The organism is Paenibacillus radicis (ex Xue et al. 2023), assembly GCF_024722015.1.
Classification (GTDB): Bacteria; Bacillota; Bacilli; order Paenibacillales; family NBRC-103111; genus Paenibacillus_S.
Genome location: NZ_JANQBD010000005.1, coordinates 18,082 through 36,455 on the forward strand (window position 1 = coordinate 18,082; position 18,374 = coordinate 36,455).

The following is an 18,374-nucleotide window of genomic DNA, read 5'->3' on the forward strand; positions in this document are numbered from 1 at the left end:
ACGATGCTATTCAGTCTAAGAAAATGGCTGACTCGCCTTTTGAACACGTGGAGAGGCAAAAGCATTCAGTTTATTTTGACGGCGTCTTTTACTTTGATCACTATTTTGGTGATGCTGTGTGTTAGTGTCATTTTGTACAATAAGTTCTCACAGACCGCTGAACAGAATACATTTCTAAGCAACCAGCAGATCGTGGAGCAAGTCAGCTATAATCTGGACATTTATTTAAAAGGCATGACTGAGGTGTTCGAGCTGGCTGATGAGAAGATTCGTAGAAGCGAGGGCATCCCTAACGACAAATTGGTTGAGCAGCTGAATACGATTATGGATACGCGTCAAGATATTGTTTCAATGGCGTTATTTACTAGTCAAGGAGAGCTTGTTACCGGCTTGCCAATGAAAGAAATGCGCAGCAACACTAAATTGACAGAGCAAAGCTGGTTCAAGAACGCGCTGGAGAATCCCAACCATCTCTCTTTTTCGCTTCCGCATATTCAGAATTTGTACAAGGGCCAATATACTTGGGTTGTTTCCATGAGCAAGGGCATTACGATCACTCGTAATAACGAAACGATTCAAGCGGTTGTCATGATAGATGTCAATTTTAAGACGATAGATGATCTGTGCAGCAGGGTAAATCTGGGGAAAAAGGGATATGTCTATATTATTGATGAATCAGCGGGGAATATGATTTACCATCCGCAGCAGCAGCTCATTTACATAGGATTGAAGTATGAGAATGTAGAGCAAGCGTTGAAGTATACATATGGCAGCTATTTAGAGGAATCCAGCGGGGAGAAGAAGCTGATAACGATTAAGACGGTGAACAATATCGGTTGGAAAATTATTGGCGTTTCCTATATGGACGAAATTGTTACAACACGCAAAGAGATTGGCTGGTTCATTTCCTGGCTGCTGCTGATAGTGCTGCTGTTTGTACTGCTGATTTCCGCATTTATGTCGGCCAAAATTTCGCAGCCCATCAAGCGGCTTGAGAAATCGATGCGTAAGGTGGAGCAAGGCGAGTTCGATATTCATATTGCTGTACGCGGGGATGACGAGGTCGGAAGGCTGTCCCGTCGCTTCAACTTCATGGTCGCCCGTATCCGGCAGCTGATGGAGCAAAGTGTTCATGAACAGGAAGCGAAGCGGAAAAGCGAGCTGGAGGTGCTTCAGTCACAAATTAATCCGCACTTTCTGTACAACACTTTAAACTCGGTCGTTCGGATGGCAGGTAGTGGTAAAAGCGAGGATGTCATTACAATGATCACCTCCTTGTCGAAGTTTTTTCGCATATCACTCAGCCGGGGTAAGCATATCATTACGGTTCAAGAAGAATTGGAGCATATCCGCAATTATTTAGTGATCCAGAAAATTCGATACAAAAATAAATTTGAGTACGAAATTTCAGCAGATGAAGAGGCGCTGTCCTGCTATACATTAAAGCTGATTTTGCAGCCGCTTGTGGAAAATGCGATCTATCACGGAATCGAAATGATGGCGGACCCGGGGCATATTTCCATATCGGCACGCATTGTTCATGGCAAGCTGCTGTTTGAGGTTCGTGATGATGGGCTGGGGATACCGGAGGGGAAGTTGAAGCAGCTTTTGACGGGTAGCGTGAGGTCTGATGAAGGCTCTGGTGTCGGTGTTAAAAATGTTCATGAGCGGATTCAGCTGAGTTATGGTTACAGCTATGGTTTGGAGGTTGAAAGTGAGCTGGAGGAGGGAACAACCGTAAAACTCTGGATTCCACTGATCAAACAAGAAGGTGAGGAGGGAGGGCTATGAGAGCGTTGGAGGTATACATGATTAAAAAAAGAGCTTGTTGTATGCTGGCGCTGATTGGCTTGATCTTCCTCATTTCTTGTTCAGCGAAGACCGAGGTTGTTACCACTCCAGAGACTAAGAGAAATATAGCGCTTGTCGTCAAAATGCAGACCGGTGATTACTGGAAAACCGTACGGATGGGTGCTGAGGCTGCTGCCAAGGAATTTAATGTCAATCTAAATGTACTGGAGCCTAAGGATGAGGAAGATGTCAGCGGTCAGATTGCGTTAGTTAACGAGGCGATAAGTGGGGGAACGGCTGCACTGGTGCTTGCTGCCAACGATTATAATGCATTAGCGGAAGTAACTGAACAAGCAGCGGGCCAACGAATTCCCGTGATTACGATCGATTCCGAAGTAAACTCCTCCAAGGTGCGCAGCTTTATCGGCATAAATAATTATGACGCGGGGAGAAAGGCGGGGCGCAAGCTGATCGAATTGACTGGGGATCATAGTCGGATTGCGGTTATGAGCAACGGGAAAGACTCGCGAAACTCCGTCCAGCGCGAACGGGGACTGATGGAGGAAATCGCTCAATATCCGGATGTTCAAGTGCTGAAGAAAGAATATTGTTTTTCCGATAAGAAGCTTTGTGGCGATCAGACGAGAAAAATAATTGAAGAGCATTCGAAAATTGATGGAATCATCGCGTTAAATGCGATTTCCTCGCTTGGAGTGGCTAATGAGATTCAGAAGCTGGGTTTGGCTGGAAAGGTGAAGGTAATTACATTCGATAACACTCCGGAGGATATCGAATTTCTGCAGGAAGGCGTTATTCAGGCGACCTTAATCCAAAATCCATTCAGTATGGGTTATCTGGGTGTAAGGTATGCAGTAGAGGCGCTCGGAGGAAAGAAAATACCGGAGTTTATAGACACTGGCACCAAAGTGATTGATCAGGAAAACATGTTTTGGTCGGATAATCAAAAGCTTCTGTTCCCATTTGTAAAATAACTCTGCCAGCCTGCTAGTCTTGGCTGCAGGGTTATTTTTTTACCTTCAAACACAGCAGGATATTTATAGAACAGATGAGAATATTGCATGTGAATGTTTCAGCATATCCATGATAATAAGTGATGTAAGAAAGAAACAATAAAAAAGTTAATCGGAGGTCATAACATGAAAAAGATAGTTTCCACAATTATCGCAGCAGCGTTAATTACTACGATTGTAGGTTGCGGTGCCAAGACAGAGACAGCCGCTCCTAGCACGGGTGCAGCGGCAGGCGGCGCCAAAACAGAACAACCGGCTGCAGCTAAAAAACCGGTAATAGGCGTGGCCATCTATAAATTTGACGATACCTTTATGACTGGGGTTCGTAACGCTATTTCCACAGCTGCCGAAGGTAAGGCACAGGTTGATATTGTAGACAGCCAAAATGCTCAACCTACACAGAACGACAAGGTAGATTTGTTTATTACTAAGAAAGTGAATGCGCTTGCTATTAATCCAGTAGACCGCACAGGTGCTGGCGTTATCATCGATAAAGCGAAAACAGCTAACATTCCGGTCGTATTTTTTAACCGCGAGCCTTTGGCTGATGATATGAAGAAATGGGATAAGGTTTACTATGTTGGAGCGAAAGCGGAGCAATCCGGTACGATGGAAGGCCAATTAATAGTGGATTACTTCAAGGCACATCCGGAAGCCGACAAGAATAAGGATGGCGTTCTGCAGTATGTTATGTTGAAAGGCGAGCCGGGGCATCAGGATGCAGAGCTGCGCACCAAGTTCTCGATTAAAGCGATTGAGGATTCCGGCATGAAGGTGGAGAAGTTGGCTGAAGATACAGCGATGTGGGATCGCGTAAAAGGCCAGGAGAAAATGGCCGCCTTCCTGGCAGCCCATGGCGATAAAATCGAAGCCGTAATTACTAACAACGATGATATGGCGCTAGGTGCGATTGAAGCTTTGAAAGCAAAAGGCTACTTCAAGGATAATAAATTTATCCCGGTTGTAGGAGTTGACGCAACAGCACCTGCCTTGAAAGCATTGGAAGATGGCACACTCCTCGGAACCGTATTAAATGATGCGAAAAACCAAGGTAAAGCGACTCTCAACCTGGCAGCCGCATTGGCAGCAGGCCAAACACCTAATAAAGATAATTCCGGTTACGAAGTAACGGACGGCAAATATGTTTGGGTACCTTACAAAAAAATCACCAAAGAAAATATGAATGACGCCAAGTAAGGGGGGAGGTCGCTAGAAGTACGGTGAAGGTTGATAGAAGTACAGTGAAAGTAGGCCGCTGCGAGTCTGAATCGTTCTTCCGATCGCTGTTGTCCCCGGATTTCCTTGATTATATAAAAACTATAGCTGTAGAAATCCGGGGACAAAGGCGAACGCTATCGCTTCTACAGAACGACTCAGCCTCTCCGCTACGTGTTCACCGTACTTCTAGATTTAAGGTAAGAATAGAAAGATTAAGGCAAGAACAAAGCAAGATCAAAGCAAGATCAAAGCAAGATCAAAGCAAGATCAAAGCAAGATCAAAGCAAGATCAAGGCAAGAGCAAGGCAAGATTAAAGCAAGAACAAGGCGAGGGGCAAGGGTTGCTGCGTTGTGCCCTTGCTTTTTTTTCAAGCTTATCATACCTCTTTAATGAAGTATCTCTATACAAGGAAAGAGGCGTATACATCAACATACGCAGGGGGCGTTACCGATGACGGATAGCAGCTATGTGCTTGAAATGAATCAAATTTCCAAAGAATTTCCCGGTGTGAAAGCGCTGGATAACGTTACATTGAAGGTTCGACCTGGTACAGTGCATGCCCTAATGGGTGAGAATGGTGCAGGGAAATCAACGCTAATGAAGTGTCTGTTCGGTATTTATAAGCCGGATGCAGGCGAGATCCTTTTGAACGGCAGCAAGGTGGAGATGAACAACTCGAAGGATGCGCTGGACTTGGGCGTTTCTATGATTCATCAAGAGCTCCATCCTGTACCGCAGCGCAATGTAATGGAGAATATTTGGCTCGGGCGTTTTCCCACGAAAGGGTTCGGGCCTTTACAATGGATCGATCATAAAAAGATGTATGAGAATACGGAAAAGCTGTTTAAAGAGCTGAATATGGATATTAACCCCAATACGCTTGCGGGGAATATGTCCGTATCCAAGCTGCAATCTTTGGAAATTGCCAAAGCGGTTTCCTTCAATTCCAAGGTTATTATTATGGATGAGCCGACCTCCTCTCTCACAGGAAATGAGGTAGAAGCGCTCTTCAAGATTATTGATCAGCTAAAAAGCCGCGGCGTTTCCATTGTATATATTTCTCATAAAATGGAGGAAATTCTTCGTATCTCGGATGAGGTTACAATCATGCGTGACGGCAAGCTCATAGGCACCTGGCCGGCTACTGAGATGACAACGGATTTGATCATAACCCGGATGGTAGGACGGGATCTTGGACAGCGCTTTCCTGAGCGGACGAATGTTCCAGGAGCTGTATTGTTGAAAGCAGAAGGACTCTCCTCACCGCATGAGAAGTCATTCCAGAACGTATCCTTCGAGCTTCGCAAGGGAGAAGTACTTGGCATCGGAGGGCTGGTGGGAGCACAGCGGACCGAGGTTATTGAAGCTTTGTTCGGCTTAAGAGCATTGGCTTCAGGCGCGATTAGCATTCACGGTAAAACAGTGCGGATTAAATCTTCGCTTGATGCGAAAAAGCATAAAATTGCTTTGCTGACGGAAGAGCGCCGTGTGACGGGAATATTTCCTGTTCTGTCCGTCTATGAGAATGGAGTTATTGCCAACCTGGACCGGTATATAAGTCCTCTTGGTTTTCTGAATGAAAAGAAAAGCAGAGCTGAGGTAAGCAGAGGCGTTGAGCAGCTTAGGACCAAGACTCCTACTGTCAAAACATTGATTAAGAACTTGTCCGGAGGAAACCAGCAGAAAGTGCTGCTTGCCCGCTGGCTGCTAACGGAGCCGGATATATTGCTGCTTGATGAGCCGACACGCGGAATTGATGTCGGCGCCAAATTTGAGATTTACTCGATCATTGCCGATCTGGCGAAGCAGGGTAAAAGCATTATCATGATCTCCTCTGAGATGCCTGAGCTGCTTGGGATGTCAGACCGCATTATGGTGATGTGCCAAGGCCGTCTCTCCGGTATTATCGATGGTAAAGAGGCGACAGAGGAGCATATTATGCGTCTGGCGACAAAATATATGGCATAGCGATCATGATTTCTACGAGTAGCATGTTTCTTACGATACCCCAGGGAGGCCGTTTTCGATGAACACAAAAAGTGCCAGTAGTTTTATAACGCAGTATGCGATCTATATTGTTTTGTTTGTTCTTGTGCTAGGAATTGCCGTATCGGATCCGCGGTTCCTCTCGGTCGATATTTTACGTGATATCTTACTGCAAAATTCTACCCGCGCGATCATCGCACTTGGGATGGCGTTTGTTCTTATTACAGGCGGTACGGACCTATCGGCAGGTCGTGTCGTTGGGCTGTCGGCGGTTTTATCAGCATCCATGCTGCAAATCAGCGATTATCCACGGCGTTTTTTCCCAGACATGCCCGATCTGCCGCTATGGGCTCCTATCGTAATCGGGATTTTGGCGGGTATGGTTATCGGCTTGCTTAACGGGTGGATTGTTGCACGGTTAAGCGTGCCTCCATTCATTGCAACCTTGGGCACGATGGTTATCGTGTATGGGGCAAACTCGATTTATTTCGACCTGAAGCCTAACGAATCCCAACCGATTGCCGGTCTTAGAAAAGATTTTACGAATCTTGGCACTGGATTTATTGGCCCGAATGGGCCTTACTCGATCCCCTATATTGTCATTATAGCGCTTATAGTAGCCATCGTTGTGTGGGTCGTTTTTAACAAAACGAGGCTTGGCAAATACATGTACGCTATCGGAGGTAATATCCAGGCAGCAACGGTTTCGGGCATTAATGTAAAAAGCAACCTGATGAAAATTTACGCTTTTGCAGGTGCGCTGTATGGTCTTGGGGGAGTGCTGGAAGCAGCGAGAACCGGAGGGGCAACAAATAACTACGGGAATATGTATGAACTGGATGCGATTGCAGCTTGCGTAGTGGGTGGAGTGTCTACGGCGGGCGGGATCGGCACGGTACCGGGTGTGTTGGTTGGCGTATTGATCTTCGGTGTTATCAACTACGGACTTACTTTCATCGGCGTTAGTCCCTATTGGCAGCTGATCATTAAAGGCCTGATTATCGTTGCAGCCGTTGCATTCGATATTCGTAAGTACTTGGCGAAAAAGTAAGTGCTGCTTTAAACAGCTGACGATAAAGGGGCTGTCCCAAAAGACATTTTGAGACAACCCCTCCACCATTTTATCCTGAATAGATGGTTGCAAAAGAGCCCTCAATTCCACTTTAATAGTTGAAGGTTTTTTTGCACATTCTTGTGTATTCTTAGTGATGAATAAGATGAGGTCGCTTTCCAGCGCGTACTCATCGCGGGTATCGGGTTCGTGGTTCGGTTACGGCATTGCATGGCAGTCTGGCGCACTCCGTGCAATTATCAGGAAAATGTCAAGTTAGTTACTCCGAAAATAGCGTTCCAAGTCTTATAGCTGGAATTCCTCATGCTAATTCTACGTATTTTAGCTGATATCCACCATTTCACCTATATTAGAGTTAGTTTTTCCAGTTAGATTGATTTCAGGCGATATCCACGCTGGATTAGCGTTACAATTTCCATCTATTTTCTTTCCTTCCGCAGCCGCCCCGACAAATCATGGTCTCCTCTAGATTGAAAGCAGCCTTTGAACATCACTTCTCGCCCCATCACTTAAGTAACATCCAAAAGCGGCCGGACTCATTTTTGTATCTTTTAAACCCCACTCTGAAGGGAATTTCCCTACAAAAAAGACGCTTCCATTTCCGCTTCCATGGTGGTTTTGGAGGCGTCTTTGTACATAGTTTGGGCTGATTCATTCACTGATACCCTTTTGGAACAGCCCCTTTTATATTCGGATAGCGGGAAGCAGCTATGGCTCAAAAGGTCCTGAACGGAACTGAAAATTCCGATATTTAATCTGCCGCCTCCCATTTAAGACGATAGCGGAAGTTGGAATTCCGCCATGTGGGGCTAATGATGAGTCCTAAGCACAAAACAGAGAAATAACGGAAGTAGTAAAACTCCGTTATTTCTCTGTTTTGCGTGCTTTTATGCCATAGCGGAATATTACTTCCGCTAATGCTGGGGAGAGCTCTAAAACGAAGCTCCGCTAACCGCAACCACTGCAGAACGCGGTTTACCGTCGCCAAAGCGGTGTGGCCAAGTGCTAGTCGGAGTATCTACCTCCTCGGTCGTTTCACCCGGGTGCTTAACGGTCATAAACAAAGTCCGTTCGTCAGGAGTAAAGCTTAGGCCGTCAAGTGCCGCATCATAAGGGGCGGAAGCGAACTGCCGTGTTTCCTTAGTCAAGCCTGACGATGGGATCACGTACAGTCCGTTGTTTTTGAATTCTGCCCAAGCCCCTTTATTGAGCTTTTTGGATGAAATGTCCGTTACGACCCAAAGATTTCCGTTTGCATCAAAGTTTAGGCTTCCAGGTGAGCTAAATCCGCTCTGAGGTCCGCCAACGGCAAAAATCTCATAAGTGAACTCGGCAGCTCCTAAATTGTTGTTTTTCTCAAGAAGGCGAATAATTTGACCATGTAGGTTTCCACGCTGGTCATTATTAGTATAAGAGATGAACAAGGTATGATCGATTGGACTTATGGTTAACGAAGCAGGGCGGTCGGATGGGGTCGCTCCCAATAGCAAAGCAGCTTCACGAGCGTATACATGTACATCAGCCTGCTCTTTAAATAAGGATGCAAGGGCTTCGCGTGTCAGATTCAGTGCAACAGGCACCTCATATTGGAGATCCTCAAGAGATTGTTTCACAGCCTCGATCGTCAGCTCCACCCAACGCCCAGTCACTTTATTCGCAGCATAAAGCGATCCTTCGTTCAAGAGCTTGGAATTAGCTTTGCCTCTAGCCGGATCGAATTTATGAGTGCTGATGAACTTATAGACGCATGAATCATCGGCATCTTCCCCCATGTAGACGACTACTTTGCCATCTGTGGTTAGTCCCATAGCTGTATTGCCGTGATGGAACCGTCCTAGTGCTGTATGCTTCTGGAGATTTCCTTTCGGATCGAAAGGATCAGCCTCTACGACCCAGCCATAATGAGTAAGATCAAGGCCTGTGCTTCTGCAGGTGGCTTCGTATTGATTTTCGCAAGAAAGAACCGTGCCCCATAATGTTTTTCCTCCAGCCCGATTGGCGAAAGTACCTTGAACCCTTGTAGCATTATGAACTGCGCTTGTTCCGCGAGCGGGCCCCGTCAATTCTGCGGAATCCAAACCTGTAATACGGCGGGAATAGTCAGAACCCGTATCCAATTTCCAAGCGCCGCTTACATTGCGGGAAACCTTCAAGACGGAAGCGCCTTGGTTATACAATAGCGATTGTTTTTGCATCAAGCTCAATTGTTCGTTCTGTTTAATGCCGTCGAGCCATAATTCGTTCATGGATTCGTGATTGACCCAGAGAAGCCCTTCTACATTCGAGCCCTCGATTGGGAAAAAGGCAGTATAGCTGTTGTTATACCCGAATGTATCGCCTTTGGCGTTGATTTTGTCCCCATATGCCGCTATGACCTCGTATTTGAAGCCCGATGATAAAACGAGATCATCACTGGCGGTGGCTGTTTCTTTAGTTGGGTTGAAGGTATTGGAGACCTTGATTGTTTTAAAATCGAACAAAGCTTGATTTGATTGTGCGGCTTCCGCTTTTCCCCCGAATGATCCCAAGCCGACAGAGGCGGCAGCAAAATAGGCTGTGCTTGTCCCAAGATAACCAAGGAATTTGCGGCGTGATAACTTCATCTTTTCATCCATCCCAAACCCTCCATAGTAAAAAAATGTATGTAAAATAAAAATAATTGTATAAACCCACAGATGATTCTACGATACCATAAATTTGACGATAAATGACGAAAAAAACAAATATTTTATAATAAAAGGATACAATGTATTCAATAATTTATGGTATCTTTATCATAGTGAAAAATTACGAGAAGAGGCGTCTATGTTAAGCTTCGTTGCGGTTGTACCGGAAGATGAGTCTTTTTTGTTCGAGCTGTATGCTAGCACAAGATACGAGGAGCTAACGGGCTGGGGCTGGGATGCTTCTGAGAAGGAATCGTTTCTTCAAATGCAGTTTGAATTTCAACGGCGAATGTTTCATACTCAGCATCCTGATGCGGTGATAAGTATTGTATGTGCAGATCGGTGCAGGGTAGGACGAGTTGTAGTTGCCGATAGGGCGGATGCCATCTATGTAATAGATCTGTCGTTATTTCCCCAATATCAGAATCAAAGCATCGGAACGACGTATTTGCTAATGCTGCAGTCTGAGGCAAGGGCCTGTGGAAAACCCATTCGATTGAATGTGCAGGCCGCCAATAGAGCTTTGCGATTGTATCTGCGCCTTGGTTTCCGGATTATAGAGGAGCAAGGGGTATATCACACTATGGAATGGAGCCCCTAAATTTTGCAATGAAATAGTTATTAGATGCAGGCAGAGAATTCATATCAGGGATAACATCCCGATAGAGCAGGAAGGGGAATAGTTATGGCACAACCGTTTGTGGGAGAGGTCCGCATGTTTGCCGGGAATTTCGCGCCGGCTGGCTGGGCGTTTTGCAGTGGGCAATTGTTAGCTATATCGGAGTACGAAACTCTTTTTCAATTGATAGGAACGACTTATGGCGGCGATGGGCAAAGCACATTTGCTGTACCTGATTTACGCGGACGGATTCCCATTCACCAAGGGACTAATCCAAGCAGTGGATCGGCTCATACTCTAGGTGAACACGCGGGCAGCGAAGAAGTGACGCTTACTGTACAACAAATTCCTGCACATACCCATGGGGCTAATGGATATTCCAATTGGGGCAACACGAACAAGCCTGGCAACGCGGTATGGGCGAAGTCAACTCTGAATCAATTTTCCGATCAAGTGAGCTCCAAAGCCGCAATGAAAATCGGGGCTGTTTCCGATGCCGGAGGCAGCCAACCGCATAACAACATGATGCCTTATCTTGCGGTGAGTTTTATTATCTCGCTTTTTGGGATATTCCCTTCTCAAGGCGGAGGCGGTGGTACGGAGCCTTTCCTTGCGGAGATTCGATTGGTCGCGTTTAATTTCGCTCCGGGGGGCTGGGCACTTTGTGATGGACAACTGATGGCTATTAACCAAAATCAGGCCCTATTCTCCTTAATGGGAACGATCTACGGCGGTAACGGACAAATCAACTTTGGTCTTCCCGATTTAAGAGGCAGGGCCCCTATACATGTTGGTCAGGGACATACTCTTGGAGAAAAAGGCGGGGAAGAGAGTCACACGTTAACGATTAACGAGATGCCTTCCCACTCACATGAACTCAAAGGAACGACGGATGCAGCTAATTCCTCAACCCCAGCGGGCAATGTCTTTGGAACAACGGCCGCTAGTTCCTATCACACTTCAGCTGATAGTCCTGTAGATTCCCAAGTTGTTACAATTGTAGGCGGTTCGCAGCCGCATAACAACATGCAGCCGTACATTACTTTGAATTTTATAACCGCAATACAAGGGATTTTCCCAAGCCGAGATTAAGAAGGAGGTATCCGCAATGGCAGAACCTTTTGTAGGAGAAATTCGTATGTTTACAGGAAACTTTGCACCGCGTGGTTGGGCTTTTTGCAATGGGCAGCTTCTGCCGATTTCTCAAAACACGGCTTTGTTTTCTTTGCTTGGCACCAATTATGGCGGTGATGGAAAGAGTACATTTGCGCTTCCTAATCTGCAGGGGCGAGCTCCGATGCATCAAGGGCAAGGACCGGGACTTTCAATACATGATTTAGGTGAGGCTGGGGGTCAGGAAGTGGCCCCATTAATTGCTAGTGAACTACCTGCACATAAACATGAGCTACAGTATGGGGTATCGACAGGTTCCAAAGAGAGTCCTAGCGGTGCTTTATGGACAGATGTGAAAGGCCGCAGGCCCGTACATGCTTATGCCAGTGGAACTACATCCCTTACTCCAATGAGTGCGCAAGCTATTCAAACGACGGGAAACAATGCTCCCCATAACAATATGCAGCCGTATCTAACGGTTACGTTTATTATTGCATTACAAGGGGTTTTTCCGCCTCGCAGTTAGAAATAGACTTTAAATAGAAAGGAGGGTGTTCATGTGGAAGTCGTATCTCGTCCTTCGATTGTCAGCGCCCTGCTAAGACCGATATTTTTTCGATGGTTTAGTTTATTCTTTAGTATTATAGCTCTCACACTCTTACTTGCAATATTCGTACCTCTCCAAGCTTCGGCGGCTACTTTTATCGTTAATACTACTAACGATACTTCAGACAGCAATCCTGGAAACGGAGGATGTTCTGATGGTACAGGCGCTTGTTCGTTGCGGGCGGCTATAGAGGAAAGCAATGCGTCACCCGGCTCTGATACGATTCAGGTCCCCATAGGGGTCTATACACTAAGTGGCTTGGGCCAGTTGGAGATAAAAGGTGATGTTTCAATTGTAGGCGCAAGCGGGAATGTGAACGGAAACCCTGCTCAGACGATTATTCAAGCTGCCGCCACTCCAAATACGGCAGCGAATCGTGTATTTGAGATCAATCCAAGCTTGGACGACGTTGGATTTCAGGTTTCATTCAAGGCGCTGACCATACGCAACGGCAAAGCGCCAGACATTAACGGCTACGGCGGGGGAGGTATTGCCGGAGATACCGGCACGAGCACCATAACCATTGCGAATAGTATTATTGAAGAAAACATCGCATCCAATCACGGTTATGGCGGCGGATTGTACTTCTCCGGGAAATTGGGTGGCGCTGTAGTACTGGATCATACCATCATTCGTAACAATAGCGCAGGCACAACCACTCCGCCCTACAGATCTAAAGGCGGCGGGGTCTATGTGGAAGGCGATGTAAATCTACAATTCAGTTATATAACCGTTGAAAATAACACTTCCTTCGGATTAGGCGGCGGGCTTGCAATTATACCTCAATCACAAGCAGCTCGTCTGATAACGATAAGCGATTCAACGATCTCCAGTAATAAAGCGAAGTCAGTGATACGTGGAGCAGATTCAGAAGGCAGAGGCGCCGGTATATATCTGAATTCGCCTGCAACGTTGACTAACACTGGCATTAGCGGAAATAATGCCGATGGCGATGGCGGCGGGCTTGTACTTGATTTCTACAATGGTGCTGTAGCTTTAAACAGCGTTACTATCGCCGGAAACGGGAACTATGGCAGAGGCGGCGGGTTATATATCAATGGTTATGCACCGCCTGTTTTAACGGGTACAACCATTACAAGCAATACCAATCTGTCAAACAGCGCTGCCAGTGATGTAGGTGCGAATCCTGATTATCCCGATTTGAAGGTGACTGCCAGTCATACAGACAGTTTTAAGCAGGGGCAGACAGGTGCGACTTATTCTCTTACTGTACAGAATGCCGGGGCCGTTGGTAGTAATGGAACGGTAACGGTGACGGATATGCTACCTGCCGGATTAACTGCTACAGGAATGAGCGGTGCCGGTTGGAGTTGTGATCCGGGTAGTTTAACTTGCACGCGCAATGGGGCGTTGGCGGCGGGTCAGAGTTATCCTGTCATCTTGTTGACGGTCAATGTTGCGGCGGATGCGGCGGCCTCGGTTACGAATACGGCTGTTGTCGCTGGAGCAGGCATCGGGGAGCTCAACACCTTTAACAACAGTGCTACCGACGTTACAACGATTACTCAGAACCCGAATCTAAGTGTAGTTATGAGTCATACCGGCGATTTCAGGCAAGGTCAGACGGGGGCTGCATACACGATTACTGTAACCAATGGTGGTATGGGGCCGACAAGCGGTACTGTTACCGTGAGCGGAGCGTTGCCGGAAGGGTTAAAGGCCACGGCGATAAGTGGTACAGGATGGACATGTGATCTCATCACGCTAATTTGTACGCGTAGCGATGCATTGGCGGCAGGTCAGAGCTATCCAGCCATTACGTTGACGATGAGTGTCTCGTCAAATGCAAGTGCATCGCTAACAAGCGGTGCAACGGTATCTGGTGGAGGCGATGTTAGCAGTGAGAATAACACGGCCAGTGATCCGACGTTGGTCAATCACCGTTCCGAATTGATAGGATTGACTCTTTCAGCAGGCTCATTAAGCCAGCCGATTTCGTGGGGGACATTTGATTACTCTGCAATTGTCGGTAATGGGGTGAGCAGCCTAACGGTTACACCTACTGCTTATGAAAGCAATTCTACTTTGGCAATAAGTATGGATGGTGGTACCACATATGTTCCTATTTTGAGTGGAGCTTCGAGCAATTCGTTGTCCCTTAACGTAGGTGCGAATGTTATTTGGGTGAAGGTAACAGCACCAGACGCAACCATGGAGCAGACCTACACATTAACTGTAACGCGGGAACGAAGTAATAATGCGGATTTAAGTGGATTATCACTTTCTGAGGGTACACTGAACCCGGCGTTTGCTACGGGAACTGTGAGCTACAGCACAATTGTCGGCAATGCGGTGAACAGCATGACTGTGAAGCCTGTAGTGTCAGATAACACAGCGACAGTAGTGGTACAAGTGAACAGCGGCGGATTTACGCCTGTAACCAGCGGCGAAGTGAGCGGACCGTTAAACTTGAACGTTGGTGCGAACACGATCGAAGTAAAAGCGATCGCACAAGACGGTACGACGGTGAAATCATACACCATAGCAGTCACAAGATTAAGCAATAATGCGAATCTGAGAGAATTGAATTTGTCTGAAGGTACATTGAGCCCAGAGTTTGCAGAGGGAACAGTGAGCTACAGCGCAAGCGTTGGCAATGCGGTAGGAAGCTTGACCGTGACGCCTACAGTGTCGGATAGCGCAGCAACAGTAGCGGTGCAGGTGAACGGTGGAGGATTTACGTCTGTAACCAGCGGCGAAGCCAGCGGATCGTTAGGCCTGAATGTAGGCGTGAACACGATCGATGTAAAAGTAACAGCGCAAGACGAAACCGTGAAATCATACACCATAGAAGTTACGAGATTAAGAAATAATGCGAACCTGAGCAAATTGGAAATATCGAATGGATTATTAAGCCCTGTATTTGCAGAGGGGACAGCGAGCTACAGCGCAATCGTGGGCAATGCGGTAAGCAGTATTACAATGCTAACAGAGGCAGATCCGACCGCAAGCATAGCGGTGAGCGTCAATAGTGCTGTATATAGTTCTTATGCAAACGGAACAGTAGGCGGATCGTTAAAATTGAACGTAGGCATAAACACGATCAATGTAAAAGTAACAGCACAAGACGGTACGACGAAATCATACTCAATAGCAATAACAAGATTAAGCAATAATGCGAATCTGAGCGAATTGAATTTGTCTGAAGGTACATTGAACCCTGGGTTTGCAGAGGGAACAGTGAGCTACAGCGCAAGCGTGGGCAATGCGGTAGGAAGCTTGACCGTGACGCCTACGGTGTCAGATAACACCTCGACAGTGGCAGTACAGGTGAACGGCGGCGAATATGCAGCTGTATCCAGCGGCACGGCGAGCGGATCGTTAGGCCTGAACGTAGGCGTGAACACGATCGATGTAAAAGTAACTTCACAAGATGGCACGGTGAAATCATACACCATAGAAGTTACGAGATTAAGCAATAATGCGAGCCTGAGTAGATTGGAAATATCGAATGGAACATTAAGCCCTGTATTTGCAGAGGGGACAGCGAGCTACAGCGCAATCGTGGGCAATGCGGTAGGAAGCTTGACCGTGACGCCTACAGTGTCAGAAAACATAGCGACAGTGGCAGTACGGGTGAACGGCGGCGAATATGCAGCTATATCCAACGGCACGGCGAGCGGATCGTTAGGCCTGAACGTAGGTATAAACACGATCGATGTAAAAGTGACAGCGCAAGACGGTACGACGAAATCATACTCAATAGCAATAACAAGATTAAGCAATAATGCGAACCTGAGCGAATTGAATTTGTCTGAAGGTACATTGAACCCTGGGTTTGCAGAGGGAACATTGAGCTACAGCGCAAGCGTCGGCAATGCGGTAAGTAGTTTGACCGTAACGCCTACGGTGTCAGATAACACCTCAACAGTGGCAGTACGGGTGAACGGCGGCGAATATGCAGCTGTATCCAGCGGCACGGCGAGCGGATCGTTAGGTCTGAACGTAGGCGTGAACATGATCGATGTAAAAGTAACAGCGCAAGACGAAACGGTGAAATCATACACCATAGAGGTTAAGAGATTAAGCAATAATGCGAGCCTGAGCAAATTGGAAATATCGAATGGAACATTAAGCCCTGTATTTGCAGAGGGGACAGCTAGCTACAGCGCAAGCGTGGGTAATGCGGTAAGCAGCATTACAATGCTGACCGAGGCAGATCCGACCGCAAGTATAGCAGTGAGCGTCAATAGTGCTGTATATAGTTCTTATGCAAATGGAACAGTAGGCGGATCGTTAAAATTGAACGTAGGCTTAAACACGATCGATGTAAGAGTAACAGCGCAAGACGGTACGACGGTAAAGTCATACTCCATAACAGTCACAAGATTGTTAAATGATAATGCAAATCTTAATGATTTGATTTTATCTGAAGGTACGTTGAACCCTGGGTTTGCAGAGGGAACGTTGAGCTACAGCGCAAGCGTCGGCAATGCGGTAAGTAGTTTGATCGTAACGCCTACAGTGTCAGATAACACAGCGACGGTGGCAGTACGGGTGAACGGCGGCGAATATGCAGATGTATCCAGCGGCACGGCGAGCGGATCGTTAAAGTTGAACGTAGGCATAAACAAGATCGATGTAAAAGTAACTTCACAAGATGGCACGGTGAAATCATACAAAATAGAAGTTAAGAGATTAAGCAATAATGCGAGCCTGAGCAAATTGGAAATATCGAATGGAACATTAAGCCCTGTATTTGCAGAGGGGACAGCTAGCTACAGCGCAAGCGTGGGCAATGCGGTAAGCAGCATTACAATGCTGACAGAGGCGGATCCGACCGCAAGCATAGCGGTGAGCGTCAATAACGCTGTATATAGTTCTTATGCAAACGGAACAGTAGGCGGATCGTTAAAATTGAACATAGGCATAAACACGATCAATGTAAGAGTAACAGCTCAAGACAGCACAGCAGTGAAATCATACTCCATAGCAATCACAAGATTGTTAAATAATAATACAAATCTTAATGATTTGATCTTATCTGAAGGAACATTAAGCCCTTTATTTGCAGAGGGAACGTTGAGCTACAGCGCAAGCGTGGGCAATGCGGTAAGCAGTTTGACCGTAACACCAACAGTATCAGATAACACAGCTAAAGTAGCGGTACGGGTGAACGGCGGCGAATATGCAGCTGTAACCAGTGGGGCGGCGAGCGGATCGTTAAGCTTGAACGTAGGCGTGAACACGATCAAGGTCCTAGTAACAGCGCAAGATGATACGCAAAAGACCTATTCCATTGAAGTTACAAGACGTAGCAACAATGCGAGTTTGGACAATTTGAGGCTATCAAGCGATAATGTTTCATCATTTATCCCTTTATCGCCAACCTTTAACCCAACTCAAGCAAATTATCAAGCGAGCGTGGCAGAGATTGTATATCAGGTATATGTTTATGCGAATCCGAAGGATGCTTACAGCAGCATAACTGTGAACGGGGTCACATACGGTGCTTCCCAGAACGGTGGCATACCGGTAAGGTTGTTAGGCCCGGAAACTCAAATCACTATCGAGGTAACCGCACAAGATGGATCCAAAACAGAAACTTATACAATTAAGGTTCTAAGAGCGGCCATTGTCGCGAGAGGGATTGGAAATGAGATTAAGGTTATGTTTAGCGAAGCCATTCTCCCAGCAGAGATTAATCGAGAAAAATTCAAAGTTAAGATTAACAATCTAGCGGTCAGTGTCAGTCAAGCTGTGTACGATTCCTCTGATGGATCAGGAAGAACGGTCATTCTTAAGCTCGAACGGGAAATCCGATATGGTGAACTTATTACTCTTGCTATTGAAAATGGGGCCGTTGAGTACTTGAACCACAGTTCTAACACAAGCGCCGATGTACAAGTGACTAACGGAATCGAAGTGCTTCGACGTGAACTAGCTGCGTTGAATGCACAGCATGACGGTATTGGTATTAATGAAATATTGCTGTGGATAAAAAACAGTAAATATGATTTAACAGGCGATGGAAAGTTCGACTCAAAAGATGTGATGTTGCTGCTTCAGCAAATTGACCCAGTTAGACACTAATCATTGGTTTAGCTAGTAATTAAAAATCTCTTTTATGGCCCTGCAACGAGGATGAATCCTATAGGACAGACATAGATCAAGCCTGATCGTCTGTTTTAGGGGATAGTCTCAGCAGGGTCTCTTTGCACATTTGTTTTTATTAAATATATTGTATTACACAATGTGATAAATTATCTGATTATTCAGTAAATTATTTCGTGCGTATTGATGCTTAGA

Annotated in this window: 10 protein-coding genes and 1 pseudogene; 10 read left to right on the plus strand and 1 reads right to left on the minus strand. The window is 46.3% G+C overall.

From position 1 onward, the window contains the following. The first annotated feature begins 3 nt into the window (after positions 1–3). From NV381_RS08295 to mglC, 5 genes are all read left to right on the plus strand, one after another. Entirely contained in the window at positions 4–1,791 is a 1,788-nt protein-coding gene (locus NV381_RS08295; protein WP_258212806.1) for a sensor histidine kinase, read from the plus strand. Further along, positions 1,788–2,783 (plus strand): substrate-binding domain-containing protein, encoded by a 996-nt coding sequence (locus NV381_RS08300; RefSeq protein WP_258212807.1) that lies wholly within the window; start codon positions 1,788–1,790, stop codon positions 2,781–2,783. Before NV381_RS08295 ends, NV381_RS08300 begins: the two co-directional genes overlap by 4 nt. A 165-nt stretch (positions 2,784–2,948) precedes the next feature. Next, a complete protein-coding gene (locus NV381_RS08305; protein WP_258212808.1) occupies positions 2,949–4,019 on the plus strand; it encodes a galactose ABC transporter substrate-binding protein in 1,071 nt (356 codons plus the stop codon). 472 nt (positions 4,020–4,491) lie between these two features. Beyond that, positions 4,492–6,009 carry a sugar ABC transporter ATP-binding protein gene (locus NV381_RS08310; protein WP_258212809.1) on the plus strand — a complete coding sequence of 506 codons (1,518 nt, stop codon included), beginning with the start codon at positions 4,492–4,494 and terminating at the stop codon, positions 6,007–6,009. Between the two features lie 58 nt (positions 6,010–6,067). Further along, a complete protein-coding gene (mglC, locus tag NV381_RS08315; RefSeq protein ID WP_258212810.1) occupies positions 6,068–7,078 on the plus strand; it encodes a galactose/methyl galactoside ABC transporter permease MglC in 1,011 nt (336 codons plus the stop codon). Between the two features lie 953 nt (positions 7,079–8,031). Here the strand turns inward: mglC and NV381_RS08320 are convergent. Then, positions 8,032–9,714, minus strand: coding sequence for a PhoX family protein (locus tag NV381_RS08320; protein WP_258212811.1), 1,683 nt, complete (start codon positions 9,712–9,714; stop codon positions 8,032–8,034). Between the two features lie 190 nt (positions 9,715–9,904). On the opposite strand from NV381_RS08320, the gene NV381_RS08325 reads away from it, so the two are divergent. The 5 genes and pseudogenes from NV381_RS08325 to NV381_RS08345 all read left to right on the plus strand — a co-directional run bounded on the left by NV381_RS08325 (position 9,905) and on the right by NV381_RS08345 (position 18,158). Further along, a complete protein-coding gene (locus tag NV381_RS08325) occupies positions 9,905–10,366 on the plus strand; it encodes a GNAT family N-acetyltransferase (RefSeq protein ID WP_258212812.1) in 462 nt (153 codons plus the stop codon). Positions 10,367–10,480: 114 nt separating this feature from the next. After that, positions 10,481–10,627 (plus strand): annotated as a pseudogene (locus NV381_RS38410) (phage tail protein); the annotation flags it as partial. A 324-nt stretch (positions 10,628–10,951) separates the two neighbouring features. Further along, positions 10,952–11,476: a tail fiber protein gene (locus NV381_RS38415; protein ID WP_258213006.1), complete on the plus strand. Its 525-nt coding sequence runs from the start codon at positions 10,952–10,954 to the stop codon at positions 11,474–11,476. Between the two features lie 16 nt (positions 11,477–11,492). Further along, positions 11,493–12,023: a phage tail protein gene (locus tag NV381_RS08340; RefSeq protein ID WP_258212813.1), complete on the plus strand. Its 531-nt coding sequence runs from the start codon at positions 11,493–11,495 to the stop codon at positions 12,021–12,023. A gap of 33 nt (positions 12,024–12,056) precedes the next feature. Further along, positions 12,057–18,158, plus strand: a complete 6,102-nt coding sequence (locus NV381_RS08345; RefSeq protein WP_258212814.1) for a cadherin-like beta sandwich domain-containing protein — start codon at positions 12,057–12,059, stop codon at positions 18,156–18,158. Positions 18,159–18,374: the final 216 nt, after the last annotated feature.

Excerpts from the sequence above, each read along its gene's own strand:
- NV381_RS08295 (WP_258212806.1), top strand. The coding sequence starts at position 4 with ATGCTATTCAGTCTAAGAAAATGGCTGACTCGCCTTTTGAACACGTGG.
- NV381_RS08300 (WP_258212807.1), top strand. The coding sequence starts at position 1,788 with ATGAGAGCGTTGGAGGTATACATGATTAAAAAAAGAGCTTGTTGTATG.
- NV381_RS08305 (WP_258212808.1), top strand. The coding sequence starts at position 2,949 with ATGAAAAAGATAGTTTCCACAATTATCGCAGCAGCGTTAATTACTACG.
- NV381_RS08310 (WP_258212809.1), top strand. The coding sequence starts at position 4,492 with ATGACGGATAGCAGCTATGTGCTTGAAATGAATCAAATTTCCAAAGAA.
- mglC (WP_258212810.1), top strand. The coding sequence starts at position 6,068 with ATGAACACAAAAAGTGCCAGTAGTTTTATAACGCAGTATGCGATCTAT.
- NV381_RS08320 (WP_258212811.1), bottom strand. The coding sequence starts at position 9,714 with ATGGATGAAAAGATGAAGTTATCACGCCGCAAATTCCTTGGTTATCTT.
- NV381_RS08325 (WP_258212812.1), top strand. The coding sequence starts at position 9,905 with ATGTTAAGCTTCGTTGCGGTTGTACCGGAAGATGAGTCTTTTTTGTTC.
- NV381_RS08340 (WP_258212813.1), top strand. The coding sequence starts at position 11,493 with ATGGCAGAACCTTTTGTAGGAGAAATTCGTATGTTTACAGGAAACTTT.